The 26,394-nt window shown below is 39.4% G+C and carries 22 protein-coding genes; 10 read left to right on the top strand and 12 right to left on the bottom strand.

What is annotated here, in order from left to right; all coding sequences use genetic code 11:
* Nucleotides 1-193 precede the first annotated feature (193 nt).
* Genes ACT3S9_RS07445 through ACT3S9_RS07435 form a run of 3 tightly spaced genes read left to right on the top strand, consistent with a single transcriptional unit; the run spans nucleotide 194 to nucleotide 6,731 of the window.
* On the top strand, nucleotides 194-1,849 hold the full coding sequence (locus tag ACT3S9_RS07445) for an N-6 DNA methylase (RefSeq protein WP_444750860.1): 1,656 nt from the start codon (nucleotides 194-196) through the stop codon (nucleotides 1,847-1,849).
* On the top strand, nucleotides 1,839-3,371 hold the full coding sequence (locus ACT3S9_RS07440) for a restriction endonuclease subunit S (protein WP_441993553.1): 1,533 nt from the start codon (nucleotides 1,839-1,841) through the stop codon (nucleotides 3,369-3,371). Before ACT3S9_RS07445 ends, ACT3S9_RS07440 begins: the two co-directional genes overlap by 11 nt.
* A gap of 48 nt (nucleotides 3,372-3,419) precedes the next feature.
* Nucleotides 3,420-6,731 carry a type I restriction endonuclease subunit R gene (locus ACT3S9_RS07435; protein ID WP_444750859.1) on the top strand — a complete coding sequence of 1,104 codons (3,312 nt, stop codon included), beginning with the start codon at nucleotides 3,420-3,422 and terminating at the stop codon, nucleotides 6,729-6,731.
* Nucleotides 6,732-6,891: 160 nt separating this feature from the next.
* Here the strand turns inward: ACT3S9_RS07435 and ACT3S9_RS07430 are convergent, their stop codons facing one another.
* From ACT3S9_RS07430 to ACT3S9_RS07400, 7 genes are all read right to left on the bottom strand, one after another.
* Nucleotides 6,892-7,296: a TetR family transcriptional regulator gene (locus ACT3S9_RS07430; RefSeq protein ID WP_192532726.1), complete on the bottom strand. Its 405-nt coding sequence runs from the start codon at nucleotides 7,294-7,296 to the stop codon at nucleotides 6,892-6,894.
* Complete coding sequence (locus ACT3S9_RS07425) at nucleotides 7,289-9,094, bottom strand: site-specific integrase (RefSeq protein WP_441838935.1); 1,806 nt, start codon at nucleotides 9,092-9,094, stop codon at nucleotides 7,289-7,291. Before ACT3S9_RS07425 ends, ACT3S9_RS07430 begins: the two co-directional genes overlap by 8 nt.
* Complete coding sequence (locus ACT3S9_RS07420) at nucleotides 9,091-9,816, bottom strand: hypothetical protein (protein ID WP_444750858.1); 726 nt, start codon at nucleotides 9,814-9,816, stop codon at nucleotides 9,091-9,093. Before ACT3S9_RS07420 ends, ACT3S9_RS07425 begins: the two co-directional genes overlap by 4 nt.
* A gap of 48 nt (nucleotides 9,817-9,864) precedes the next feature.
* Nucleotides 9,865-11,024, bottom strand: a protein-coding gene (locus tag ACT3S9_RS07415; RefSeq protein WP_086962489.1) for an IS3 family transposase whose coding sequence is annotated in 2 segments (ribosomal slippage) — nucleotides 9,865-10,751 and nucleotides 10,751-11,024 — 1,161 coding nt in all. Because the reading frame shifts where the segments join, the coding sequence is not laid out codon by codon here.
* Between the two features lie 53 nt (nucleotides 11,025-11,077).
* Nucleotides 11,078-12,001 carry a phage integrase SAM-like domain-containing protein gene (locus tag ACT3S9_RS07410; protein ID WP_444750857.1) on the bottom strand — a complete coding sequence of 308 codons (924 nt, stop codon included), beginning with the start codon at nucleotides 11,999-12,001 and terminating at the stop codon, nucleotides 11,078-11,080.
* Nucleotides 12,002-12,008: 7 nt separating this feature from the next.
* On the bottom strand, nucleotides 12,009-13,013 hold the full coding sequence (locus tag ACT3S9_RS07405; RefSeq protein ID WP_444751102.1) for a tyrosine-type recombinase/integrase: 1,005 nt from the start codon (nucleotides 13,011-13,013) through the stop codon (nucleotides 12,009-12,011).
* A gap of 491 nt (nucleotides 13,014-13,504) precedes the next feature.
* Nucleotides 13,505-14,473: an IS30 family transposase gene (locus ACT3S9_RS07400; protein ID WP_086959932.1), complete on the bottom strand. Its 969-nt coding sequence runs from the start codon at nucleotides 14,471-14,473 to the stop codon at nucleotides 13,505-13,507.
* Nucleotides 14,474-14,618: 145 nt separating this feature from the next.
* Here ACT3S9_RS07400 and ACT3S9_RS07395 point away from each other — a divergent pair, with 145 nt between their 5' ends.
* The 5 genes from ACT3S9_RS07395 (at nucleotide 14,619) to ACT3S9_RS07375 (ending at nucleotide 20,321) form a co-directional block, all read left to right on the top strand.
* The gene (locus ACT3S9_RS07395; protein WP_444750856.1) at nucleotides 14,619-15,533 is read left to right on the top strand and encodes a toll/interleukin-1 receptor domain-containing protein; all 915 of its coding nucleotides are present in this window, start codon (nucleotides 14,619-14,621) and stop codon (nucleotides 15,531-15,533) included.
* A gap of 413 nt (nucleotides 15,534-15,946) precedes the next feature.
* Nucleotides 15,947-16,828: an NAD-dependent epimerase/dehydratase family protein gene (locus tag ACT3S9_RS07390; RefSeq protein ID WP_444750855.1), complete on the top strand. Its 882-nt coding sequence runs from the start codon at nucleotides 15,947-15,949 to the stop codon at nucleotides 16,826-16,828.
* Nucleotides 16,829-17,234: 406 nt separating this feature from the next.
* A complete protein-coding gene (locus ACT3S9_RS07385; RefSeq protein WP_444750854.1) occupies nucleotides 17,235-18,137 on the top strand; it encodes a potassium channel family protein in 903 nt (300 codons plus the stop codon).
* A gap of 489 nt (nucleotides 18,138-18,626) precedes the next feature.
* Nucleotides 18,627-19,391, top strand: coding sequence for a hypothetical protein (locus tag ACT3S9_RS07380; RefSeq protein ID WP_443487903.1), 765 nt, complete (start codon nucleotides 18,627-18,629; stop codon nucleotides 19,389-19,391).
* Between the two features lie 570 nt (nucleotides 19,392-19,961).
* Nucleotides 19,962-20,321, top strand: coding sequence for a metallophosphoesterase (locus ACT3S9_RS07375; protein ID WP_444750853.1), 360 nt, complete (start codon nucleotides 19,962-19,964; stop codon nucleotides 20,319-20,321).
* A 9-nt stretch (nucleotides 20,322-20,330) separates the two neighbouring features.
* Here ACT3S9_RS07375 and istB read toward each other — a convergent pair whose 3' ends face one another.
* Nucleotides 20,331-21,083, bottom strand: a complete 753-nt coding sequence (gene istB, locus ACT3S9_RS07370; protein WP_208835222.1) for an IS21-like element helper ATPase IstB — start codon at nucleotides 21,081-21,083, stop codon at nucleotides 20,331-20,333.
* Complete coding sequence (gene istA, locus ACT3S9_RS07365; RefSeq protein ID WP_443490040.1) at nucleotides 21,076-22,569, bottom strand: IS21 family transposase; 1,494 nt, start codon at nucleotides 22,567-22,569, stop codon at nucleotides 21,076-21,078. Before istA ends, istB begins: the two co-directional genes overlap by 8 nt.
* Before the next feature lie 228 nt (nucleotides 22,570-22,797).
* On the opposite strand from istA, the gene ACT3S9_RS07360 reads away from it, so the two are divergent.
* Entirely contained in the window at nucleotides 22,798-23,091 is a 294-nt protein-coding gene (locus tag ACT3S9_RS07360) for a hypothetical protein (protein ID WP_444750852.1), read from the top strand.
* Between the two features lie 156 nt (nucleotides 23,092-23,247).
* On the opposite strand, the gene ACT3S9_RS07355 is transcribed toward ACT3S9_RS07360, so the two are convergent.
* From ACT3S9_RS07355 to ACT3S9_RS07345, 3 genes are read right to left on the bottom strand one after another with little or no spacing between them, the layout of a single operon-like run.
* Nucleotides 23,248-23,820: a tRNA-(ms[2]io[6]A)-hydroxylase gene (locus ACT3S9_RS07355; protein WP_441833796.1), complete on the bottom strand. Its 573-nt coding sequence runs from the start codon at nucleotides 23,818-23,820 to the stop codon at nucleotides 23,248-23,250.
* Nucleotides 23,821-23,868: 48 nt separating this feature from the next.
* On the bottom strand, nucleotides 23,869-24,507 hold the full coding sequence (locus ACT3S9_RS07350; protein ID WP_441833795.1) for a sulfotransferase: 639 nt from the start codon (nucleotides 24,505-24,507) through the stop codon (nucleotides 23,869-23,871).
* A gap of 40 nt (nucleotides 24,508-24,547) precedes the next feature.
* The gene (locus ACT3S9_RS07345; RefSeq protein ID WP_441833794.1) at nucleotides 24,548-24,922 is read right to left on the bottom strand and encodes an MAPEG family protein; all 375 of its coding nucleotides are present in this window, start codon (nucleotides 24,920-24,922) and stop codon (nucleotides 24,548-24,550) included.
* A 123-nt stretch (nucleotides 24,923-25,045) separates the two neighbouring features.
* On the opposite strand from ACT3S9_RS07345, the gene ACT3S9_RS07340 reads away from it, so the two are divergent.
* Nucleotides 25,046-26,392 carry a DUF2254 domain-containing protein gene (locus ACT3S9_RS07340; RefSeq protein ID WP_441833793.1) on the top strand — a complete coding sequence of 449 codons (1,347 nt, stop codon included), beginning with the start codon at nucleotides 25,046-25,048 and terminating at the stop codon, nucleotides 26,390-26,392.
* Nucleotides 26,393-26,394 lie beyond the last annotated feature (2 nt).

Below are 26,394 nucleotides of genomic sequence, written 5' to 3'. Positions count from 1 at the left end.
ATACACGTATAATCGGGCGTAAATATATGCCTGATTTACAATAGTCGTTTTTTGACAAACATACCTTTTTAAAAATTATTTTATATCTCTTTTTTTAATACCAATTTATTACTAATTAACACTCAAAAAACCACGACCTTTGCGGTATGATAAGCCAATAATTTATATTGATATTCTTGCAAAGAGAGACCACATGGACGCTGCATCAAAAAAGCCTGCAACAAAAAAAGCCACAAAAAAAACACAAGTCGGGTTTGAAGAATCCCTTTGGGACGCCGCCAATAAACTGCGCGGAAGTGTTGAGTCAGCTGAATACAAGCATATTGTTTTAAGCTTAATCTTTCTTAAATTTATTAGTGATAAATTTGAGGTGCGTAAAAAGGCTATCGTTGCTGAGTACGGTGATGAATACATCGACATGGTCGACTTTTATGCGATGGATAACGTGTTTTACCTACCAGAAGACGCACGTTGGTCGTATATTCAAGCCAACGCCAAGCAAGGCGATATTGCCGTTAAAATAGATACCGCACTACACGCGGTCGAAAAAAACAATAAATCACTCGCCGGCGCATTGCCCGATAATTATTTTTCTCGCTTAGGGCTTGATGCTAGTAAGCTTTCAGCGTTAATCGATACCATTAATAATATCGACACCATTGCCAATCAAAACGAAAAAACAGAAGAAGACTTAGTTGGCCGCGTTTACGAATACTTTTTAGGCAAATTTGCCGCCTCTGAAGGTAAAGGCGGGGGCGAGTTCTACACGCCAAAATCAATTGTTACCCTAATAGCCGATATGATCGAACCATTCGAAGGTAAAATTTACGACCCATGTTGTGGCTCGGGCGGTATGTTTGTGCAATCGCTTAAGTTTATTAATAGCCATAATGGCAACCAAAAAAACATCTCTATTTATGGGCAAGAGTACACTAACACCACCTATAAACTGGCTAAAATGAACCTAGCTGTGCGCGGTATTTCGGGCAACTTGGGTGATGTAGCGGGCGACACCTTTTTTAAAGACCAACACCCCGACCTAAAAGCCGATTACATAATGGCAAACCCACCGTTTAACCAAAAACAGTGGCGCGCCGATAACGAACTAGTCGACGATGCCCGTTGGGCAGGTTACCCAACACCGCCTACTGGCAATGCCAACTATGCGTGGATAATGCATATGATCTCAAAGCTTAGTGAGCATGGCACCGCAGGCTTTGTACTCGCTAACGGTTCAATGTCAACTAATACCAATACTGAAGGTGATATTCGCCAAAAAATAATCGAAAACGATTTAGTCGATTGTATGATAGCCCTACCAGGGCAACTGTTTTACACTACGCAAATTCCGGTGTGTTTATGGTTTATAAGTAAAGATAAACGCGGTAATAACGAAAAAGGCCTACTAAAGCGCCGCGACCGCCAAGGCGAAACGCTATTTATAGACGCCCGTGAAATGGGCTCTATGGTTAACCGTACCTTAAAAGAGCTAACTAACGACGACATAGCTAAAATAACCGAAACCTACCATATATGGCGCGGCGAAGAGCTAACCACTGAAAGTGCGAAGCCAGAAAGCGCAGATAAAAAGCAAAGCGAAAATAAAGAGCAAGAATACCAAGATATCGCCGGTTACTGTAAATCAGCCTCTCTTGATGATATTAAAGCTAACGATTACGTACTCACCCCTGGGCGCTATGTAGGTGCTGCCGATATTGTAGACGATGGCATCCCGTTCGAAACCAAAATGACTGAGCTTAGCCAAACTCTTTATAGCCAAATGAACCAAAGCGATGCGCTTGATAAAGCTATTCGTAAAAATTTGGAGGCGCTCGGTTATGGAGTTTAAAAGCTATACATTTAAAGATTTATTGGAAAATATAGTAGATAACCGTGGTAAAACTTGTCCAGTTCAAAGTAGCGGCATCCCTCTAATTGCAACCAATTGCATTAAAGATAACTCTTTATATGCTGAGTACGAAAGGGTTCGTTATATTTCTGATGAAACATACAAAACTTGGTTTAGAGGGCACCCTAAGCCAGAAGATATTATTTTTGTATGTAAGGGCTCTCCTGGTCGTGTAGCTTGGGTACAAAATCCAGTCCCTTATTGTATCGCGCAAGACATGGTTGCTATCAGAGCCAATAAAAATGTAATTGATTCAAAGTTTCTATTCGCATTGCTTCGCAGTCCAAAAGCACAGAAAAGTATTTTAAATATGCATGTCGGTACAATGATACCGCACTTCAAAAAAGGTGATTTCTCTAAATTATATTTTGATATTCCAAGTGATTTAGAATACCAAAAGTGGGCTGGGGAAGTGTATTTCAGTTTTAGTGAGAAAATAGAGCTTAATAAACAAACCAACCAAACCCTTGAGCAGATGGCGCAGGCGTTATTTAAAAGCTGGTTTGTTGATTTTGATCCGGTGTTCGACAACCTACTTGCGAGCGTTGATTTTAAGTTAGAAAACCTTGAAACTAGTCTGCCAGACGAGTTAAAACTAAAAGCACAGCGCCGCTTAGCGGCACTGAACAGTTTACACAATGCGGACGAATGCAAAGCATCACTCAGTGCGCTCGCTCACGAGTTACAAGCACAGTTACCAACAAAAGCAGTAGATAAAGGCTCTGAAACACTCGTTAAAGCAGACTTTAACGTCAATCCTAATATATTGGCCCAACACGCCAACACCCACTCCCACTTCCCCAATGAGTTCGAACACAACGAACAACTAGGCTGGATACCAAAGGGCTGGAGTGCATCTTCAGTAGAGGATGAGTTTGTGGTAAAAGGTGGTTCAACACCAAGTACAAAAAATCCAGATTTTTGGGAAGGTGGTGAGATACACTGGACCTCACCTAAAGACTTATCGGGTAACACTACAAAAATAATGCTTGATACAAGCCGAAAGATAACTTCTGCTGGATTGAAAAAAATAACATCAGGTTTATTACCTATTGATACTGTTCTAATGTCATCAAGAGCGCCAGTCGGTTATTTGGCGTTAGCAAAAGTACCTGTTGCGATCAACCAAGGTTACATAGCAATTACTGATGCTCAAACATTAAGTTCCGAATATACCATCCAATGGCTAGACTCTGTGATGGATGAAATCAAGGGTATTTCTGGTGGTACAACGTTTGCGGAGATAAGTAAGAAAACATTCAAAAGTATACAGCTAGTTATTCCATCAAAAAAGGCTGTAGAGGCTTATACAGAAGTAACAAAAATGTATTACGAACGTATTACTGCTTGTGTCCAAGAAATTAATACATTGACTGAAACTAGGGATTATTTGCTCCCCAAACTCATATCTGGCGAGCTACAAATACCTGATGTTGCAACCGATGAAGAAGTAGTAAATTAACCTTAGCTGAGCGTTTAAAGGCCAAAATAACAAGAATAAGGATGTTTGATGAAATTTACTGAAGCCAAATTAGAACAAGCGGTGGTTGCGCTATTAGGCGAGCAAGGCTACCCGTATTTACTGGGTGGTGAGCTTACTCGCAACCATAGCGATGTATTGATAAAAGAAGACCTCCGAGCTTTTTTAACCAAGCGCTACGCTAAAAATAATATTACAACGGGTGAAGTAGACTCAATAATTGCAAAACTTGAAAAGCTGCCAGCCAGTGATTTATACGAGAGTAATAAAACCTTTTGTAAGTGGCTGAGTGATGGTTTTTTGCTTACACGCGAGCGTGGAAGAGTAGCAGGCAGCGCGGCGCAAAAAGATTTGTATATTCAGCTGCTTGATTACGACAACGTTGAGCAAGGCATTAAAAGTAGCCTAATAGCAGGCAGTGCTATAGCGGACGTTGCTTTGAATAAAGTGAATGAAGCGAGCGTTACTTACCTGCAAGACGATAACATCTACCGCTTTGTTACCCAGTTAGAAATAGAAAGCCCCACAAGCTACGATAATATTGAACTGCGTATTCCCGATGGCATTTTATATGTAAACGGCTTGCCATTGGTGGTGTTTGAATTTAAAAGCGCGATACGCGAGCAAGCCCCCATATTTGAAGCGTATGAGCAGTTAACGGTGCGGTACAGGCGCGCTATACCTCAATTATTTGTGTTTAATACCTTGTGCGTTATAAGCGATGGCGTAAACAATAAAATGGGTAACTTATTTGCGCCGTATCAATTTTTTTATTCGTGGGGAAAAGTAACGGGGCAAGAGCTCACAGTGCAAGAGGGGATTAACTCGTTACATACGTTATTGCAGGGCTTGTTTGATAAAGCACGCTTACGCGATGTAATACGCAACTTTGTATTTTTTCCCGACTCTGATAATAAAAACGCGGGCAAAAAAGAGGTAAAAATTGTGCCGCGTTACCCGCAATATTATGCGGCTAATAAACTGTTCGAAAATATAAAACTGCATTTAAAGCCACAAGGTGATGGTAAAGGCGGTACGTACTTTGGCGCAACGGGTTGCGGTAAAAGTTACACCATGCAATTTTTAACACGCTTGTTGATGAAAAGCGTTGAACTTAAAAGCCCAACCATTATTTTAATTACCGACCGAACCGATTTAGACGATCAGCTTTCGCAGCAGTTTGGTAATGCTAAAACCTACATTGGCGATGATACGGTAAAAACAGTCACCAGCCGTACTCACTTACGTGAGTTACTAGAAGGGCGTAACAGCGGAGGGGTATTTTTAACCACTATTCATAAATTTACCGAAGACACCCAGTTATTAACCGACCGCACTAACGTTATTTGTATTTCTGATGAGGCGCATCGTAGCCAAGTTAACCTTGATCAAAAAATTACTATTACCGAAAAAGGTGTTAAAAAGACCTTTGGCTTTGCTAAATACCTGCACGACTCACTGCCAAACGCTACCTATGTTGGTTTTACTGGCACGCCAGTAGACGCAACTTTAGATGTATTTGGTGAAGTGGTTGACTCGTACACCATGACAGAGTCGGTTAAAGATGAAATAACCGTACGTATTGTGTACGAAGGCCGCGCCGCCAAGGTGTGCTTAAACAATAGCAAGCTGGCAGAAATTGAAGCCTATTACAAAGAATGTGCCGATGCAGGCAGTAACGAGCTGCAAATAGAAGACAGTAAAAAAGCCACCGCTAACATGAATAGCATTCTAGGCGATCCTGACCGCATTAATGTTTTAGCAAGGGACTTTGTTGAACATTACGAAAAACGCGTTGAGGAAGGCTCTACGGTTGCAGGAAAGGCTATGTTTGTGTGTAGCTCGCGTGGTATTGCCTATCAGCTGTATCAAGAACTAGAAGAACTACGCCCACATTGGTTTGATGTAGTAGATACCGATGACGCCCAAAAGCTATCAGATACCGAGCGAAAGCGCGCCATTAGCGAAGGCCGTATTGCTGCCCCCTCTGAAAAAGTAAAAATGGTAATGACGCGTGGCAAAGACGACGTTGAACGCTTATATAATTTACTAGGCAGTAAAGACGAGCGTAAAGAGCTTGATAAGCAATTTAAAAACAAAAACTCAAACTTTAAAATAGCCATAGTGGTCGATATGTGGCTAACCGGTTTTGACGTGCCATTTTTAGATACCATGTACATAGATAAGCCATTGCAAAAGCACAGCTTAATACAAACTATTTCGCGGGTTAACCGCCAGTTTGAAGGTAAAGATAAAGGCCTAGTAGTTGATTACATTGGTATTAAATCTGAAATGAATAAAGCCCTAGCGCAGTATTCAAAAACAGACGAAACCAATTTTGAAGACATTACCGCCTCGGTTATTGAAGTCAAAAACCATTTAGCGCTACTTGCCGAGTTATTCCATAAATTTGACAGCAGCCCATACTTTACCGGTGAAGCCGTTGCCCAATTAAACTGCTTAAACCACGCCGCTGAATTTGCGCTTATTACCGAAAAGCGCCAAAAGCGCTTTATGGATTTAGTTAAGCGTTTAAAAGCCGCTTACGATGTATGTTGTGGCAGTGAAAAAATTAACGAAAGTGAGCGTAACCACATTCACTTTTACCTCGCTATTCGCTCTATTATTTACAAACTAACCAAAGGCGAAGCGCCCGATACTGCGCAAATGAACGCCAAAGTACGTGAAATGATAAGCGAGGCCCTACAAAGCGACGGCGTTGAGGAAATATTTAAACTCGGTAATGAAGACGGCGGCGAAATCGACATTTTTAATGACGACTACATCGCTAAAATAGAAAAAATAAAACTCCCCAATACCAAAATTAAAATACTGCAACAAATGCTAGCCAAAGCCATTGGTGAGCTTAAAAAAGTAAATCAAACCCAAGGTATCGATTTTACTAAACGCTTTGAGTCGCTGGTACAGCGCTACAACGAACGGAAAGAAGATGACGTACTGGTAAGTAGCGTACTTGATGACTTTTCAGAAAGCATGGTTGATATGATTTACAGCGTACGCGACGAAATGAACGCTGGCGACGAGCTAGGTATTGATATTGAAGAAAAAGGCTTTTACGACGCCTTAAAAGCACTTGCAGTTAAATACGACTTTGACTACCCCGAAGATAAGCTAATTGAGCTGGCCCAAGCGGTAAAAGTAATCGTGGACGACAAAGTTAAATTTGTTGATTGGAATCACCGCGACGATATTAAATCATCACTTAAAGTAGAGCTGATTTTAATACTCGCTAAATTTAAATATCCACCAATCAGCCGCGATGAAGTATACAAAGAAATATTTGAGCAAGCGCAGAGTTTTAAAGTAAACCAAGGAATATAACTTGTTATTGTCGGAGGACAATAATTATAAATAGTTCGTTACATGTAACTGTGGCTAACCTTCTGTTTTATATAGCTTTGTTTGAGGTTACACTTTTGGATGTTTTTAACTATCTCAAAAGTAACCTTAATTTGAAATTATTAACATTAAATTCAGGCAGTTAGCTGTATATTAGTTGCGTTACATTGCTATTGTCCGCAAGAACATTGCTCAGAGCCATGTTTTTTCGTATTAACGTAGCATTTTGTGATTGAACTTTAGCGAGCATAGCTTTCAATTCTGCCACCTCAGACCGCAACTCTCGATTGCGGTCTTTGTATTTATTAAGTTCAGTTTGTTTGGCATCACGTTGCTGTCGAATATCTTTGTTTACACCGCCTTTAATACGCTCTAATAGTTCAGGGCAATCACGGTGAATCAATGCTCGACTTACACCTGCTTCTTCGGCAACGGCAGCGACACTCATTTTGCGTTTATGAGAAACAGTATTTGGACGACCTTTTTCGATTCGAACAATGGCAAGTCGAACCGCTTTATGTGTCGCTTTTTCTTTCTGGTTAGACATTTATCACCTCGATATTCTCTCTTTCGTTAATCTCTTGCTTCATAGCTTCAACATCAATACCCAATGCCACTAGAACCTTTTCACAGCGTTCCATGCCTTTTTTTACCGCCGCTCTACCAGCTTCACCAATATCATCCAATTGCATCAGTTTCATTTGCTGCACTAGCATTCCCTCCCAATAGGGCAGGTGTCGCTTATCTACAATGCCGCTTTCACAGCTATCAGGCTTACCACACTTACACTCATCATCATTGGTGCACCACCCAATACCTGTTGAGCGAATTGGTATGGAGCTAGAGTATGCCTTTGCCATAGCACTAAGAGAGCCAAAAGATTTAATTAACTCTTTATCCTCACGGACTTTCATGATGTTTTGAGCTATGTCGCCACCAGTGATAGGCATGTCTAGTTCAAACCAATCTTGCTTAATTTCTTCTTCAACCAGATATTTCTCTCGAAGCATTTCTTCAAACAATTCAGCATCAAAAGCATCATTAAAGGCATACAAAGTGGTCATGGTAATTGACCAATGTTTAAAGTGGTCTTTTAATGCTCTCAAGTCACCTAATTCAGAGTGAACCGCATAATTAGCAAAGGTACGTCTGAATTGGTGCGCTGATAGGTTCCAATTATTCCCTATTTGTTCACATAAGTTTGGCAACCTAGTGTTAGTCATTGCCACCCCTGACAATAGGTAAATTGCGTTTCCTTTTCCCCGGTTTTTCGATAGGCAGATGTGGTTTGAGATTTCCTCAAGTCGATGTGCTTCCACATGATCGTTGCTTGCTTTCGCTTTTAGTAAATCACACTCAAGTTGGTCTTGAAGTGGAGCGCTCAAACGGCCAAGAATATCAATCGCTTCCGTGGCTATCCTTGGCGCAATCCACTCAGCTAACCCTGTATGTGTTTTCTCAGAGACAGTTTCGATGTGGTAGTAAGTGGTGTCACCTTTCGTTTCAGAGCGATACGCATCACGCTTAATGCCTAATATTTCATGGATACGCATACCCGTTGTGAGTAACAGCCAGAAGATACAGCTATCTCGAAGTAGCAATGTTTCTCTCTTTTTTGACGATTCCAGAATTTCATCAGCTTTATCTAGGTATGATTTAGTGAACTGGCACAGCGGAATTAGCACTTTATTTGGAATAATGGGGGTCTTACCTTTGGTAATGGCTTCCCGATACGCTTCACCAACATACCCTGCTTGCTCATTAGCGGTTGATTGAGGCCAAGGATGCTCTTTGACAAAATCAAACTCTTTACAGTGGTAATAAAGGTATTCTAGAACGCGGAATCTATCCACCTTGGTGACTGCTGTCAGTGGTTTAGTCTCGCCTTTTCGTTTTGAGTGCAGGGTATTTACATGCCTAACGTAGGCATTTGAGGTAAAAGCTGTCAGCCCATGTGTAACTGTAGTATCTGAGCTTAAAACCCACTGAAAATAACTTTTCAACTTGTCCAATGTTTTCACAAGAGTATTAAGAGCTAACCCCTTTTTGAATTTGCTCCAGATTACCCACTTTGCCATGCGCTTCATTTGAGTATCATCAATCGTAGAAAAAGTAAGGTTTAATGCACTTGCTATAGTTGCTTTCGTACCTTTCCTAGCAGGAAACACCCATACATCTTCCTCAAATCGAGATAGCGTTTGGTATTCACCATTGGCGAGTTTAATGTAGGTCACGATACCCGTTAGAGAGCCATCAATGACTTGCTCAAGCGCACTGGTGCTTGGCTTTGGGCATTGCTGAATTGCAAACTCAGCTTGCGTGAGTATTAACTCAATTGAACTCATTGCGTCACCTTCAACATATCAAGGTTTTGCCAGTACGGATGTGGATTAGATCTTGCCCGTTCTTTTTCAGCCTCTACACGCTGTAGCTGACCAAGCTTTGCAAATTCAGGGACAACTTCTTCATCTACGATTCTTAGAACATTTTTTAAATGACGCTTCCAGTCTTTACGACCAAACTCGTCACGGCTTCGAATAATCGCCCAATAAAAACTAAAGAGTTTGTACAAATCATCACCTGTAATAACGAAGCTTTTACAGCGGAAGCAGCCTAAAAAGTCATTACAGAACGAGCCATTTTTCGGTGCTTTATCGCCATTCTTAGGGTCTTTACAATGCCCTACAGGGACACTTGGCTCTGCGCACGTTAGCTCTTTAACTCGTATCTCACCCATTAAGCCCAAGTTGCGCTTTGATTGCTCAGGAGCTTGCAGGTAGTGGTCAAGCGTTCCTGTCCCACTGTGTTTGGCTTGCCGCGCAGCAATTAACAAACTCTCACCACTCAGCTCATAAATACCATTGATGAACGTCTTGCGAAAACGGCTTACATTAAGTTTCATCGTTCGAACATCTTCATCTCTTAAGTCGTACTCTTTGATGAATTTTTTGATGTTATATCGAAGCAGCCTTTCTGCTAGAGAGGAGACCGTACCTCTCTCTGCACCTATGTGGGCAACTCTAGGCTCATAGACAAATACCAAGTCGGAATCGATAGACTTTCTCACTTGGCTATTACGCTCAATGTGTAATGGTCAACAAATTCTGTAGAGATTCTAAGCGGCATTTTTTAATTCATTATATTTCTGATGTGGCGTCATATAATTAAGCGTAGAATGCCTACGTTTGTAATTGTAAAACTGAATATAATTGTCCACCTCACTTATAACTGAATGATGATTTATAAATGACAGGCGATTCAGTCGCTCTGTTTTTAAACTTCTAAAAAATCGCTCCATTACTGCATTATCCCAACAATTACCTCGACGACTCATACTTTGCGTTATAGTTAGTTGTGATAACCGAGCTCTAAACGAGGCCGCAGAATACTGACACCCCTGATCGGAATGAAACATCAGTTGATTAAGAACCGGCTGTTGACGCTTAATAGCATTATTCAATGCTGCTATAGCCAATTCAGCATTTGGGCTTGTTGATAAGGCATACCCTACAACTTCCCTCGTTGATAAGTCTAACACACAGGCCAAGTAGCTCCACCCTTGATGGTTCCTGATATAGGTAATATCACCGACCCAATGCGTGTTATGTGAATCAGGGTTAAACTCTCGTTTTAAGAGGTTCTGTGCGTACTTATGTTCATCACCTGAGTTAGGGTAGTAATGTTTTTTCTTCGGCCTGATGGCTTTTATATTCAACTTTTTCATCAGTGCCGCTGTTTTATATATTCCAATCGTATGATTTAACGCATTCAGTTCAACGTTCACTCTGCGTCTACCATACGTATAACCAGAATCGTCAGCGATAGATTTAATTAACTCCAGCAGTGCCTGCTCTGACTTATTTGGCGCGACGGGCGCATAGTAATAACTACTTGTACTGACTTCTAAAGCACGACACAACTCAGATACCGTATAGCTTGGGGTCGCTTTCTTCAACGCTTTAATTACTTTAAATTTTGATTGTCGCGAATGAAGAAAGCGGTGGCTTTTTTTAATATATCATTATCCCTTAAAGCTCGCTGTAGCTGCTTCTCTAGCAATTGAATACGTTGCTGTTCTGGTGTGAGTGCTTGTACATTTCCCGGGCTCTTACCATCTAGCTCAGATAGATATTGTTGCTTCCAACGTGATACTGCTGACTTTCCTGCGCCAGACATCTCTTCAATTTGCTTATTGGTATAACCTTCTTCTACCATTAATTTGGCATATTCAAGTTTTTGTTGTGCACTGAGTGTTACTTTTGATTTTCTGGTCATAGTGATACCTTTTGGGTTTAGCTCATTTTACGCTATAAACCTGTCCAGTTTCATTAGACCATTACAATGATAGCCTCAATAAGATAAGCAACATCAAGCTTTATTCCTTGCACCACTTCAAGTTCCTGTGATTTTCGTAAATTGTGCAATTGCGTGGTGTTGCCTCTTTTTTTGAATACGGTTAAGAGCTTGCGGCAATCTTTAAGTGGGTGGTCGGTCAATGAGTCGGTAGTCATATTGAGAAGCGGAGATGTGTTGATGCCTGTCTGAATCGCCACAGCTAACAAACACAGTGTTAACTGATAACCTGTTAGTGGTTCGGTCTTTTGATAAATCGGCTTAATTGCTTGTTTTAGCGCAACTACCACCTGCCTTTTTTCATGGGAAGTCAGAGGTTTCTCGCCCTTTGCACGTTTACTTGAATTTGGAAATGGGCTCTTAGGAAAGAAATCACTGTTTAGGTTGATGTAACCAATGACTGACCAATAGCCCTTGTCCCTCATGTGTATCAGCATTGACTTGAGATGAGTGTAGTAACCTTTTTGGGTGTTATACCCAATATCACTACCTTTAAGGTGCAGTAAATATTGGTCGATCAACTCTGGTGTAATATCTGCTTGTGTTAAGTCCTCACTCGCTGAATACCTAAATAATGTAAGGTATTCAGCGAAATGGGAAAAACCACTATTAAAATAACTTCTTTGAGTTTCCTCGCTAAGAGCATCGGTATTTTTCAGCAGAGCTTTTGCGGTGTAGTACACTCGATTTGTAATGTCGTCATAACCTTTGCCATAGAAACGAGTAAAATTAATGTTAGAACCATTACCACCTTTTGAACCGATATTGGGGTAATTCACAACAGGGTTGATTGGTCGGACTATTTCTCGATTTTGAGTAGTGTCAATAGTTGGCTCTACTGCCGACGTTTTCTTTAGCTTGTCTTTGTTAATCGACAGTTTTTTTCTTTGCCTAGCCATACTTTACCTACGCAATCGCATCAACTTGTTGCTGATACTCAATCGAAAAGTCATCGACTAAATCATTAACCAAGTGCAAATACTTCATTGTGGTTGTGATACTTGAATGCCCAAGCCGAGCTTGTAGGTACATCAAGGGTTCAAATCTGCTGCTTTTATGTTCTAGCATTCCTTTTAGCATGTGCGTTGCGTAAGTATGTCTTAACATGTGCGGTGATACGTGAAAGGGCAAATTAAGCGACTTGAGAGCCTTACCAAAAGCAGAGCCTTGAGAAGTCCACTCTTGACCATCAGACGTTAAAAACAAGCAGTCTGATACCACTCCTGACTCTTGCTGCTTCCGAAAACGAGCCTCATTGACATAACGCCACAAGTCTTCCATCAGTCGTGTTGGAATGTGTATCTTACGCTCTTTCTCACCTTTGGTTCGCGAAATATTGACCTCGTAGTAAGCTCGATTTCCAGTTGGCTTTCGTATTACGTGCAACGGAAACAACAACAGCTCTTTACGTCTGATACCTGTCTGTAGACATAAGCGAACCATCAGCTTTAAGGTTGGATTTTCAATCGCAGATAGCAGTTCTTTCACTTCAATAGCTGACAAAAACTTAGCTTTCTTCTCAAAGGTTTTCATCATCAAATCAGAGCTGTACTTCTTACCACCATTTCTTTCGGTATGAGCTAGAAACTGCTGCCCTTTATTCACTGAAACGGATTCTAGAGAGTAAGGCAATGATTTAAACCACTTACCAACACCATAGGAGTAGAAACGCACTATCGTTCGTAAGTGCTGATTGGTTGAATTAACCGACATGCCAAACTCACCAACACAAAGGTCACGATAAGCACTGACTAACATTTCATCTTCACTGCTTTCTGAAATATCTCGCCAATCCAAACTGTTCTGCTCACAGAATGTCAGGAATTGAGCTAAATGATTGCCATACGTCCACCAAGTGTTCTCACTATTCACTCGACCTCGTTTTAGGCACTCATAGATCAAGAACTGCATTGCCTCTACACAAAGGTTTCCAGATTCAATCCCTAGATCTGAATTATCAGTCTCCCAAGTCAGTAAAGGGAAATTGGGGTATTTGACGCTTTCTATCTCAAAGTCAGATGTGGATTTCAGTACGATCATAACCATTACTCTATACCTGTGTTAATAACCAGTATGAACAGGTATTTTAGAACATCAAGCAATAGTTACACTTTAAGGGATTCATAACATTAAAGTATGAAACTCGACAATAAATACTAAAACCATGACAATAACGTTCGAAACTTTTCGATGCTATTTGTCGCAGTCTGCCTTTTGTTCTAACAAGCTTTTGCCCCTTTTCGAGCTAGGGAGTGTGATTGTTTGTGCTGCCTTGGTACATATTCAAACTAACAAATCGTAATCCGAAGATGAGAAGCAGTTTGATGAATTTGTGCTTATTGTCATTAGTCTGAGTAGCTTTTAAATTCTCTTTACTTGAATTCAAGTATTAAGTGCAATCATTATGCAGCCACCAGAACTTCTGATTGCCCCGTAAATAATTCATGAGGGGTTTTATACCCTCTTGTTTTTCTTGGCCGATGGTTGAGCTTATCAACTGCCGCCTGTATCTCTGCTTCACTTAGCGCCATAAAGTCAGTTCCCTTGGGGAAGAAGCGTCTAAGTAAGCCGTTGGTATTCTCATTTATGCCCCGCTCCCATGATGAATAGGGATGAGCGAAATACACATCAGCTTCTAATTTTTGTGCAACATGCTCATGGTGAGCAAACTCTTTTCCATTATCTAACGTCACGGTAATAACCTTACCTTTATATGGTGTCATACACGTGATCAGCGCATCGGCTGTTATTTTCGCATGCTTGCTTTCAATTCTGTGAACGACTGTATATAACGTTTTACGTTCAACCATTGTGACAAGCGCATTTTTACGCCCTTTACCTATCACTGTATCGCCCTCCCAATCACCAATCCTAGACTTTGAATCCACAATACTTGGGCGTTCATCAATGCTGACTCGATTAACTATCTGTCCACGTTTATCATAGCTTCCATAGCGTTTTTTATACTTTTTACATGCACGAGTGAGTGTCTTATGTAGCTTGCCACCACGAGCCTTGTCTCTGTAAATATATTGATAAATTGTTTCATGATGTAAAACGACCTGTTTCTCTAAAGCTAAGCGGCCTGCCACTTGCTCAGGGGAAAGTCCGTCATGCAACAATTTATTAATCCAGTGAGTGACGTCCTCTGTTAACTTACTTGCTTTGAAAGATGACTTACGTCTTTGTTCAGCAAAGTTATTGGCTTGGTTAGGCCGATAGCCTTTAAGTCCTTTATTGCGTTTTAGCTCTCTAGAAATAGATGACGGTGAACGAGTTAGTTCTTCAGCTATCTGCTTTTGGTTATTTCCTGCTTTTATTAACGCGTAAATCTGGTATCTTTCTTCTTGTGTCAGCTGTTTATATTTCATTAAAGCAATTTCCTTTGGCGAGAAAATGGCCGAATTATAACAGCTGGCCATCTAATCTGAGAAATTGCACTTATTATCCGAATTTAGGTTATGTTTACTATTGCATTTAAACAATATGTCACGAACATAAGGAAAACACATTCAAATGAAAACGGATTTATTTATTTCATACGCTTGGACGTCAAATGAGCATAAAGAGTGGGTTCACCTACTCGCAAGCCAACTTCATTTAATGGGTTACACGGTGAAAATTGACGAAGCAGTCGACTATGGTTCGAGTTTAAGCGGCTTCATGCAAGAAGTAACCGATGCTTCTCATGTACTTTTAGTTGTTGATGAAAATTATGTTGAACGTGCAGACAACGCCCCAACATCAGGAGTTGGCATTGAGACAGAATGGATAAGCAGTGTTTTTGAGAGTAAACCAAACACATGGCTGTCCGTTATTTTTGTTAGAAACCCTAACTATAGATTGCCTCGTTGGCTAAAAGCTAAAAGTCCTAAAGGTTTTGATTTTAACTCAAACCCTGATGCTAGGAGATATCCAGGATCAACCCAGATAGACGCAGTATGGCGATGGATTGAAGGACTTCCCGCAGACAAACAACATGCGATACCTATCTCGGTCGTTCATAAACGAGCAGCGCGACTTGAGCGGATTGATGTTCTTAAAGACTCTGGTAATTATGCAAACCCAGCTCTAAGTGGGCGTGTAACTTTTCGCTATCGAGAGCATTCAGGTTATACCGTTGGAAATGGTGAGTACCAGTTCAAAATTCATTTCAGTGGGTGTTCAGGAAATAGTGTCTATGTATACACTGACGGTGGTCTTAAAGCTGTGGGGCTAATAACAACTCCAAACTTTACCCCCTCAACAGTCGATTCTTTTCTAACCCCCGGTCGAACAATCACCCCTACTGTCGGACAAAAAGCCGTGCTCTTGAATAGTGAGGGTGCTCTCTGTGTTTTGACTATCGAAGAAGTCCAACGTGAAATTAATACTGAACAGTATGTACCCGAGCATGTAACTTTCACTTATGAAATTTTAGTTAATCAATAGCGGGATCATTTTGCGCATTTGTCCCTAGCTTGCTATGCCACAGTAATTCGTTAGACGCTAATTTAGTAATCTCTATAACTCAGTTATGTCCAGAGGCAAGTTTTGGATTGCCCCTTTATAAGTAAACGTAAATACTCTAAGGGCGGCTTTGAGCGAAGAGCAGTCATTGCGATTGACTAAATATAATAGTTAACAGATTGCTCAATGTTGTTTGCTCATTAATTGGAGGAAATGAGCGGCGCTCGTACATTGTTTCATTTAACTTTACATAAAAACTTTAGAAAACTTAGTAATATCTTAGGTAATTTGTTAAAACCATGTAGAGATGAGCTAGCAATAGCAAATAAATACGCTATTTGCACACTATTAAATTGTTAGCTGCTTTGAGGTAAATCATTAAGAAGGTGCTGTAAATGAGAATATTGGTAACAGGCTCTGCGGGTAGAGTAGGGCGTGCGATTTATATTAAATTAATGCGAACACATAACGTAGTCGGTATTGATAAAACACCTTGTTCAACAGCCGATTACATTGGTGATATTCGTGATAGTGCTCTGATTGATGGGATTCTTGAAAATATTGATGTCATCATTCATACAGCGGCTCTTCATGCTCCTCATGTTGGTTTAGTGCCTGATTCTGAGTTTAAATCTATCAACGTAGACGCGACTGAGAAACTGGCTTTGTCTGGCGTAAAAGCAGGTATTAAGCACTTTATTTTTACCAGTACAACTGCGTTGTACGGTTATGCTTCGACTCCGAAAGGTATTTCAGGTTGGATTAATGAGGAGGTTACTCCGCAACCTAAGTCGATTTACCATAAAAGTAAAATTGATGCTGAAACTAAGCTAAAAGAAATTTCAAACCTGTTTCAGCTTCCAGTGACTGTGCTGCAAATGTCGAGATGTTTTCCTGAGGCTGCGGATTTAATGGCGGTATTTCGTCTGACTCGTGGTATTGATGCTCGAGATGTAGCAAGTGCTCATTTATGTGCTGTGGAAAAACGTTTAAACGGTTTTAATCGTTTTATAATTTCAGGTGCAACACCTTTTCATCTTTCTGATTGCGAAGCTTTATATACTGAAGCTGGATCTGTCATCAAGCGTAAGTGCCCAGAAATCGCGCTAGCATTTAAACAAAGAAATTGGCAATTACCTCAATGCTTAGATCGCGTATATGATTCATCGTCCGCACGTGAGAAATTAGGTTGGTCACCTATACATGATTTTGAAAGCGTTTTGGAAATGTTAGATTCTGAAACAGCAGAAGTATTGCCAATTTTAAAACGCAGCTAAACGCGGTAAGTCGGGCTGTTTCTAGTAAACTCATCATTTTTTCGGATGGCGTGGCTTCGCCACTTATCCGACCTACCCCGTAACGTCAAAAGGTAGGTTGGTTAAGCCGAAGGCGCCACCCAACAAAGTTTCAGGTTAACGCCTTGAAGGGGTGCTCATGGCACTTTGGAGAAGTTTGGCTGTGAGCGATAAGCAGTCAGTCAGGTGAGTTGTCAGTAACTTAGTAAGAATAAGAGGAAACGTTCCTCTTTTTTACATGTTTATATAGGCTATAAAAAGTATAATATTTATATCTGGCAATAGTTTACGCTATTTGCTATTAATATAAGCTCATAAAATAAGGATGTTTTCGCGCTAAAATAGGGAAAGTGTCCTCTGATAAATTTGTTAACTTACCAGGGATAGTATGAGTATAAATTCTACTTCGGTTAAGAAATTAGTTATTGCATACTTTGTATGCATTATATTTTTTGCCCTTATTTATTTTTTCTGCTCGCCTGAAGAGTTGTGTAACTTTAACAAAGAGCTGTCTCCAGTTAGCGCTCTATATTTTAGTGTTGTCACAATTACGACGCTAGGTTACGGAGATATTCTTCCTACTTCTGAGCTCATGCAGGTAGTTATTTCAATACAAGCATTGTTAGGAATTATTATTCTGGGCATGCTTATTAACGCTGCTTGGTCAAACTATGCTGAAAAAGTTGAAAAGAAGACAGAAGCGGCATTAAAAGCTCAAGCTCAATTAGAAAATGACCGAAAGCTAAAAGCTTATTCTAATGCCATTTCATGGGTATTTAACAACATGAGACACTCTTTTTTTGAAGTAACAACTCCTGTTGTAAATAGGGAAGGAGCATCATTGGAATTGAATAAAGACTTCAAGGAAAAAGATCTTGTCGGTATGTTTGATATTTCATTAAAGTATAAGAATGGTTTTACCACTTCAATTGAAGCATTTTACAATAACGAAGACGAGTTTGTGGGTGAGCTCAAATTTATATTAGCTAACTTCGATTTGGACCATCATCAAAGCCTGCAAAAATCAATCGTAGACTATATCGGTTTATATTTCTCAGACCAGTCTAGAGGAGCGTTATTGTTACATAGTGCCAACTGTCCAAATGGTAAAGACATAGAAATAATAAGGCAGTGCTTAGAAAGCCATGAAGATGGTGACCAATTCAAAGAAGGATTTAGCAGTACGATTTTGTATCCAATACTCACCTTTTCGTTAATGGTCAAAACAAAGTATAAACATCTGACAAGCATTAGAGATGAACTTCAAAATATAAGTTTAAAGGTAACTTAACAAGAGTCTAAGGTGCGACAGTCCGCTTATGGCACAAAGCTGACCTTAGGCTCTAACTCGAAATTGTCCAAAAGTGAGTTTCAATCTTTGCTGTCATAATTTTTCTTTGGATAGGCACGTTGATTGAATCTAAGTTTTGTTCTTTAGCTGAGGGTGACAATACTTTCCTAAATTCGGATAATAAATGCAATTTTTCAGATTAGATGGCCAGCTGTTATAATTCGGCCATTTTCTCGCCAAAGGAAATTGCTTTAAAGAAATAAAAGTTCAGGCTTTGAAAAATGCACTAAAACCCCTATTCTGAAGATCATATGCTAAACAGTTTTCAAAATTGTACAATAAATAAAGTCAACTCAATTCAATAGATGATGTGCTAGGGCAGGGGGATTACCGAGTTAAAAAAGCACAGCAGGGACAAATACTAACAGGGCTTCGTCCAGCAATGCTCACTTGCCTCTTGGCAAAGCATTATATTCTCAGAGGTACTGAATGAGTAATAAGTTTTATTTAAGATCACAAAATGGAACAGTGGTATTAGCAATTAAAGTTCAGGATGCGCCTATTCGGCAGTCTCCAATATATGGGGAATCAGATGTTATCATCGAGTGCTCTAAAAGGGACAGATTTAATGGGTTTATTAATATAAAACAAAATAAATTCCACTTTCTGGATGTTTCTTATATTTCATGGCATGGGTTCTATTCGCATAAACAGAATAGGATTAACAATCCAGTAGTTAAGTTTCACTCAAAGTCAGGGGCTCAAGAATATCGTCATAAAGGGGTAGTAAATAAAAGTGATCAATTTGCCTTTCCCATAGCTACATTTTATTTAGATAGTGAGAAAGTAAATGGATTCTTGTATAACTCTAAACGAAACTATCAACAACTATTATTTAATAGATCAGTTGTTGATATTTTCTTATTACCGAAGGGTTGGACTTTTCATGAATATTTAAAAACTTCAATTTCTCTGTTTTATCTTATTGCTGATATGTCAATTTACAACCTTACAGAAAACTGCGAGTTCAATCCCATCGAAATAGGTGACATGTTATTTTACCATAAAATGATTGCAGGACGAGTCATTTTGTTGCGTGAGCGCGAATTGCCCGAAGATATTGTTACTAATGGTGTGTCCTCAGTTTTTCATGACCCAAATGCTCCCTTAGAGTCTTTACTTAATCGTTACATTGCATATGGTGATGAATCGCTTAGCTTATTTCGTGATAGATATGATGAAGAACGAATATAAAAAACAGCTTGCTTGGGTTAAGTTTCGTTATCCAACCTCGGATAGTGAGCAGTAAACTGTAATGACAATATGGTGCCTGAGATCTTAAATCTTATAAAGCTTTTTACATTTCCCAATTCACATACATGCGTTGTTTCAACTGCTATAGATATGATTGCAGTAACTTATCTATATCGTCAACATTCTTTTCTACGCCCACTAAGTCCGATACCGTCTAGTACTGGACTTAGTGGGCTATATATACATAGTGTGTTTATTCCTTAGTTTGATTAAATTACTAAAAATCAGCTAGTTAAAATGGTTAAAAAGTTAAATACATATTACAGCTATATACTCCTGGCAGTATTGGACTTAGTGGTATCAAGAAATGCTTAAGTTTCGTTAGTTAACTAATAGCCCATAATTTATATTATGTTAAATAAGATAAAGATCTCGTTTTAATGTTGTCATTACCTTGTTTATAAGCCTCTACTAACCCAACTTCGTGTCAGTTTTTTTATAAGGGTTTAGAAATTACATTAAACCAATGTTAATATAAATTGTTCAGTTCATTTGGAGTCTTTTATTTTGATGCGCATTAGTGCTAACGCAATTTTGAAATCACCAACTCAACAGTCTCTTCATATTAATGCTGATAAACGCATATTTGTTATTGGTGATTTAGATGCAGATTTAGCAAAGTTTCACTATGCACTTAAGTCGGTAAACTTTAATAAAGAAAAAGATGTTTTAATTTCTCTTGGTGATGTTATTGACCGTGGTAATGACAGCTTAAAACTACTCAATACTTTTTCGACCCTTGGCGTACATATGGTGCTTGGGAACCATGAACATATGATGCTTGAATCAATAATTGCTAATGATAAAAAAGCGCACTATCTAGCGTCAATTAACTTGGCCGGTTCCGCGTCAATTATCTTGGCCGGTTGACACCGAATTTTATTTGCTCTTATTGAGCGCTGTTTTGCGTCGGTAACTTTCACCTTCGCAATGAATAATCGTTGCATGATGAACCAAGCGATCTATTGCCGCTACAGTCATCGTTGAATCATCAAATAGTTCATCCCATTGTTCGAATGATTTGTTTGATGTGATGATCATGCTGTGTCGCTCATAGCGATGGGCTATCAATTCAAACAGCACGCTCGTTTCCTGTTCCGTTTTTCGTACGTAACCAACGTCATCAACGATTAATAAGCTGTATTTATCGAGCTTTACAAGTTCGTCTTGCAAGCGTAAATGTCGCTTTGCTTGCTGGAGTTGTTGAACAATCGCTGACGCGGCAACAAACTTAACTTTATGGCCCTGCTCGATAAGGCCATAACCGATACTACTGGCGATATGCGTTTTACCAAGACCACTGGCGCCAAATAGCAATATATTGCCACCGTGCTTCAACCAATCCGGCTGATTTATTAAATCAGCAACAAGGGGCTTACTAACCCCATCAACAAGGGTAAAGTCGAAGCTGCTAAGGTGTTTACCCACGGGCAATTTTGCATCTTTTAAAAGCCGCTGAAGGCGTTTATCATCGCGTGTCGCAAGTTCAATATGGCACAGCTCAGATAAGTATTGCTGTGGGCTCCATTGTTCTTCTATCGCTTTTTTGCCCAGGGTATTCCACTGTTGAAGCATGGTGCTAAGCTTTAATTGTTTCAGCATTAAAGGTAACGAGGCCGTGAAGTTATCCATGTAGACCTCCCGGTATCATGCTGCTATAAGCGCTCAAGCTGTGTTGCTTTATTGTTATTGTGGGTATGTTTGATGCAATCACTAAAAATTGCGCTTCACATTCTCGGATGGCCGGTAATTGTCGCTGAGTAATTGACGCTGCTACAAATCGTCCTAATTGACGTTCGCACCCACTTTGTTTTGCTAAATGGAGCAGTTTTACCATGTAATAGCTCGCTTCATCCGCTAAAAGGTGGGCATTAACGTATTCCCAAATAGCTTTGTAATTGTCGCTTGGAAGTAAGTCGTCACGTAGTTGTGAGTAGCGAAATGCCAATGGTTTTTTAACCAGTGCGTCAATAACATGCAAGTAACTAATATTACGTGCACGGCATCCTTTAGAAGCATAGACACGCGCTAACGTTTGAACTAAATCGCTGCCATAGTGCAGCTCTAAACGGTTGTCATATAAACGAACCAGTAATCGGCTACCAATAAGGCGTGACGGGACGCTATAGGTAACACGTTTCAATGAAATAGTACTCGTACGTGACACCGTTAGATAATGCTCGGTGTAATTGACGCTCATCGTCCGTGGTAAAGCATGTAATTGTCGCTGCTCTACTGCGTATTTATCACTTACACGGCGATTACGGCGAGCTACAATGTCGGCAACAAACGATTCATAGACTTCTCTTGTCTGAAAGTCATAACTACCACGGATTTTTAATGCTTGCTCCAGTTGCGATTTAAGATGCCCATGAGGGCTCTCAATAGCCCCATTTTCATGCGCAATACCGCGGTTATTGCGGGTCGCTTTAAAGCCATAATGGGTGACTAATTCATTAAAGCGCTCTGTAAAATCGTTATCATTAGTGTGATTACGATAGGCGGCACTCAGACTGTCTGTACGCACTTCTTTAGGCACACCGCCGGCTGCTTTAAATGCGTTTTGCACGCCATCAGAAAAAGCAGCAAAGCTTTCACCGCCGTAGATCACTTGGGCGTAAGCCCAGCCACTGGCGGGCATACGATAATGAAACAACATATGCTTTAAGGGTTCACTAGCAATGGTAACGGGTGACTTCACATGTGTAAAATCACACATACCTAATAGGCCATACTCGTGTGTTTGCAGGAATACGACCTCTTTACTTGAGCCATACAGTGCCCGCCATTTATGAATTCGACGCTCTAATGTACGCCGTGAGCTAGGGTTAAATTTGTCGGTGTGAAACTCGCAAAGGTGATCAAAAATTCCCACCGGAGTTAACGTTGCATCACCTTGAAGTAGAGGGACAACAATACTGTCCCAGATAGACTCAAGTGGATCTATACGCGTTCGCCATTGGCGTTTATTAGACAATGGCTGCTCATCCAGTTTATCAATGCGCCTTGCTGAACGTTCTGAAATACCTGCTTTCGCAGCCGCGATAACTTGGCTATTACGTTTTCTATGTTTCATATAAATAGTGACCTGCTGATCAGTGATTCGTGTTCCCGGCACAGTGAACTCCTCCGTTCTGCTGTACCGAACCTTATCAGATCAACCGGCCAAGATAATTGTCGCTAGACCGGCCACCGTAATTGTCGCTTAATAACGCACGCACTTTGGACTAAAAATGGTGGTAATTGGCACCTTAATGTTGATAAGCAAACATTGCGAACGGCATGTGAAAAGTTAGTATCTTACCCGCTGTCTATTTTGCTTGATTATCAAGGTGAGAAAATTGGCTTGTCACATACTCTAGGTCAGCAATGGGATTGGAGTGATTTAAATAGTGATAAGAAAAAGCTTGTAAGCGAGTTACTATGGGATCGGGAAGTTGTAAAACAAGATAAAATTTTTAGTAATCGCGGCGTTTTATTTTCAATTCACGGCCATAATGCCACAAAAAAACCTTTTTGGATCTTTAATACTTACCATATAGATACAAATTACAAAGCCGGGCGCCCTACTATCGTAGAACTTTCAGAGCTAATAAATTACTTTAAAGCAACGCCTTTAAGGGAGCTTAGCTATTGTTGAAAGTTTTTTTCTATATGTTTATTAAGTTGTTCACCAATTTTTTCAAGTAAATAATTAACTATTAAGTAAATACCTTAATTTTATATACTCAAGCTTATCTATCTTCCAGCAGATAAATAATCTTAAGTATAATTACTGGGGCTTTTTATAAAAAATTTAGTGAAGCGCTGACGTAAATGGAATGCTTTCACAGATTTTTGCTTCCGCAATTAAAATTTCTTCTAAACGTATATCAACTTCATTTTTAGAGAAGTACTCGTATGCAAGCTCTACAAAAAGGTTTTTATGTTTTTCTTCTGATTTGGCGATGGCTATATAAAACTCTTTTTCTTTCCCATCTGGTAGTGCTTCAGCTACAAGAGAAAAACGTTCATGTCCCCTAGCCTCTATAACACCAGCAACTAAAAGTCGATCCATTAGAAACTCATCACGGCCATTTCTAAATAAGCCACGGATTTGTTTTACGTATGGGTCTTTTTGGTCGTTGCCAAGGTTTACTCCTCGGTCTATTAATAGTTTTAATACTTGTTTAAAGTGAATCATTTCTTCAAGTGCTAAATCTGTCATTGATTTAACTAACTTTAGGCGATCGGGGTAATGAGAAAGCATCGACATTGCCATGCCTGCAGCTTTTTTTTCAGCCGCGGCATGATCTTGTAAAAATGCACTGAAGTCAGCCATTACGGTTTCTGTCCACGAGAAAGGCGTGTGATATTTTAGTTCAAACATGGATACAACTATTTTTAAAATCTATAACTAGATTCTACAATATTTGCATTATAAAATCTTGTGGTCATAGCCTAGTGATTTATCAATTTTACCATTTCTGGTTGAGGATATTTTACTAGGATGCTTTAGATCATTCCAAGCGGTTACTTTGCCAGCAACATTCATTTTAGTAAAATTAATCGGTAGTCCGTTATTGATAAAAGCTTGTAGTTTGGGGCCACTGTCTGCTTTTGCGATATCAATGTTTAATAAATCACTACTGCGCTGTTTAAAGTAATTCATTACGGTATCTTGGTGCTTGTAATAGCAATCTGTTAAATACGTATCAGAGTTAATTTTATCGAGATTAATATTTTCAAATGTAGACATATAACAACGTTTTATATGAATATTAAAACCGCCATCTGGGCGTGTTAAGTTAGTATACATACGGGTTAAGAGTTGTCTAATTGACGGAACCCATAACGAAAGCTCCCGAGTTAAGTTGATAAATTGGGCGCCGCTAAACTGCTTGTCAAGCAGCTGATATTCACTAAATATAGGTGTGTCAGCAATAACCTTTGCTTGTGTTAGTGTCTTTTTAGTATATGCAGTATGTGCCGTAGTGTAACCAAGCTCTAAAAAGCTATTACAAACACTGGTTGTACCTGTTCTTGGTAAGCCAATTATAAAAATTTTGTTACTCATTAATGTTTACTTATTTATGGCTAAAACAAAATGACTTTCTCTAAAAAAAACTTGTAAGCAGCAGTAAAAATGCGCTGAGAATAAACACAGAAAATGTTAGCACCATGCCAATAGCGCGTATTTTTAGAGAGTTTTCAGGTAATGCATAACTATGACAAACTCTGCCAATGACTAATAAAAAGCCAAGTATGTAACAATAGTGGCTCCCTACTCCTTGATATTCAACCAAAAACAAGAGTATTAAAGCGAATGGCACATATTCAATAAAATTCCCATGGGTGCGTATTGCCATAATTAACTCAGGGTCATCACCATCACCTAATGATATTTGTTGTGCTTTACGTACTTTAACAACTCTAAAACTTAATTGTATATACATTATGGCCAGTATTGCAGCATATAAAGAAACGATCACATTAATTCCAATTTATTATTTGTTAGACTAATAAGCCATTTTATTGCTACGCTAAAAACAACTCAAGTTCAGCGCTATTATGACTAGATTGAACTTAAAGTCTAACCTTGTTTAAGGATTTTTATGTTCGCACCTAGAAAAATTGCTAATAAATATCGAGATTTAATTAGTAGTATTGGTTTTTACCCCTCATTGATCTCTGTATTCTTTTTATTATTTGCAGTTTTAACTATGTCTGTAGAATACATTGGCTTTGTACAAAAATTTAAAGAATCAATAAACGTCATACTAGTTGATAGCGAAGAAAATGCACGTACCATTTTAAGTACTTTAGCTGGCAGTATCATTTCGTTAACGGTGTTTAGCTTTTCAATGGTAATGATTGTACTCAATAGTGCCAGCGCGTCATTATCCCCTCGGGTTATCCCTGGTCTTATTACTCGTAAATCACATCAAATGGTGCTGGGGTTTTATCTTGGCAGTATTATTTATTCAATTATTATGCTGATCAATATTAATAAGCTTGCCGACGGTAGTACAGCGGTACCTTCATTAGGCGTATTTTTTGCGCTGGTTTTTGGTTTAATTTCGTTGGCACTTTTTGTATTTTTTATACATTCTATTTCTCGGTCTATCCAAGCTGATAATGTTTTAAATGACTTGTACAAACATACTAAACTTGAAATGGTCGCTAGTGTCCAGCGCCAAGATGAACATAGCATAAATGAATTTCCTGACTTTGATTCATGGCATTCTATTACCAGTAACACTGAGGGTTATTTTAAAGGCGTGCACACCGAAAAGCTCACTTCACTTTTAGCAGAGAATAATTTAAATGCTTATGTAACCATCAAGCAGGGTTTCTTTACCGTAGAAGGTTATCCCTTTTTAAAATGCGATAAAGACATCACCGATAATAAAGAGCTTATAGAACAAGTATTAGGTTGTTTTATTTTTTATATTGAAGAATACATAAGCGATCACTATCGCTATGGCTTAACGCAAATTTCAGAAATTGCAGTCAAGGCCATGAGCCCAGGTATTAACGATCCAGGGACAGCTGTTAAAGCTATTGATATGCTGAGCATTTTACTAATTATACGGCTAGATATTAAAGATGTTAATTACTCACTTAGAAATAGTGAGAATGGTGTACCTCTTTTATACTTTCATGAAACATCATTTGATGAACTGCTTAATGATAACTTTACCCCCCTTAGAAATTATTCTAAAAGTGATGCCTATGTAATGACTAATATATTAGAGGCCTTTAAAAACATTCTTTTCACGTCGCATAAATATCAATCAGCGAATGCCAGCCTATTTATTTATCTGAATGCCATTGTTGATGATATTAATGAGCATATTACTAATGAGTATGACCGTAATCAGGTAAATAACATGCTCAAGTCTATCTCGCGCATCAGTCCTGAAAAGGGAGAGAAATTAGCTGCTCGGTTTAACAGCTAAAT

Origin of the sequence: Pseudoalteromonas sp. AOP31-A2-14 (assembly GCF_052378035.1) — a bacterium.
Lineage (GTDB): Bacteria > Pseudomonadota > Gammaproteobacteria > Enterobacterales > Alteromonadaceae > Pseudoalteromonas.
This window is presented reverse-complemented; position numbering and strand designations above follow the sequence as displayed.

Excerpts from the sequence above, each read along its gene's own strand:
- ACT3S9_RS07445 (WP_444750860.1), top strand. The coding sequence starts at position 194 with ATGGACGCTGCATCAAAAAAGCCTGCAACAAAAAAAGCCACAAAAAAA.
- ACT3S9_RS07440 (WP_441993553.1), top strand. The coding sequence starts at position 1,839 with ATGGAGTTTAAAAGCTATACATTTAAAGATTTATTGGAAAATATAGTA.
- ACT3S9_RS07435 (WP_444750859.1), top strand. The coding sequence starts at position 3,420 with ATGAAATTTACTGAAGCCAAATTAGAACAAGCGGTGGTTGCGCTATTA.
- ACT3S9_RS07430 (WP_192532726.1), bottom strand. The coding sequence starts at position 7,296 with ATGTCTAACCAGAAAGAAAAAGCGACACATAAAGCGGTTCGACTTGCC.
- ACT3S9_RS07425 (WP_441838935.1), bottom strand. The coding sequence starts at position 9,094 with ATGAGTTCAATTGAGTTAATACTCACGCAAGCTGAGTTTGCAATTCAG.
- ACT3S9_RS07410 (WP_444750857.1), bottom strand. The coding sequence starts at position 12,001 with ATGGCTAGGCAAAGAAAAAAACTGTCGATTAACAAAGACAAGCTAAAG.
- ACT3S9_RS07405 (WP_444751102.1), bottom strand. The coding sequence starts at position 13,013 with ATGCAGTTCTTGATCTATGAGTGCCTAAAACGAGGTCGAGTGAATAGT.
- ACT3S9_RS07400 (WP_086959932.1), bottom strand. The coding sequence starts at position 14,473 with ATGAAATATAAACAGCTGACACAAGAAGAAAGATACCAGATTTACGCG.
- ACT3S9_RS07395 (WP_444750856.1), top strand. The coding sequence starts at position 14,619 with ATGAAAACGGATTTATTTATTTCATACGCTTGGACGTCAAATGAGCAT.
- ACT3S9_RS07390 (WP_444750855.1), top strand. The coding sequence starts at position 15,947 with ATGAGAATATTGGTAACAGGCTCTGCGGGTAGAGTAGGGCGTGCGATT.
- ACT3S9_RS07385 (WP_444750854.1), top strand. The coding sequence starts at position 17,235 with ATGAGTATAAATTCTACTTCGGTTAAGAAATTAGTTATTGCATACTTT.
- ACT3S9_RS07380 (WP_443487903.1), top strand. The coding sequence starts at position 18,627 with ATGAGTAATAAGTTTTATTTAAGATCACAAAATGGAACAGTGGTATTA.
- ACT3S9_RS07375 (WP_444750853.1), top strand. The coding sequence starts at position 19,962 with ATGCGCATTAGTGCTAACGCAATTTTGAAATCACCAACTCAACAGTCT.
- istB (WP_208835222.1), bottom strand. The coding sequence starts at position 21,083 with ATGGATAACTTCACGGCCTCGTTACCTTTAATGCTGAAACAATTAAAG.
- ACT3S9_RS07355 (WP_441833796.1), bottom strand. The coding sequence starts at position 23,820 with ATGTTTGAACTAAAATATCACACGCCTTTCTCGTGGACAGAAACCGTA.
- ACT3S9_RS07350 (WP_441833795.1), bottom strand. The coding sequence starts at position 24,507 with ATGAGTAACAAAATTTTTATAATTGGCTTACCAAGAACAGGTACAACC.
- ACT3S9_RS07340 (WP_441833793.1), top strand. The coding sequence starts at position 25,046 with ATGTTCGCACCTAGAAAAATTGCTAATAAATATCGAGATTTAATTAGT.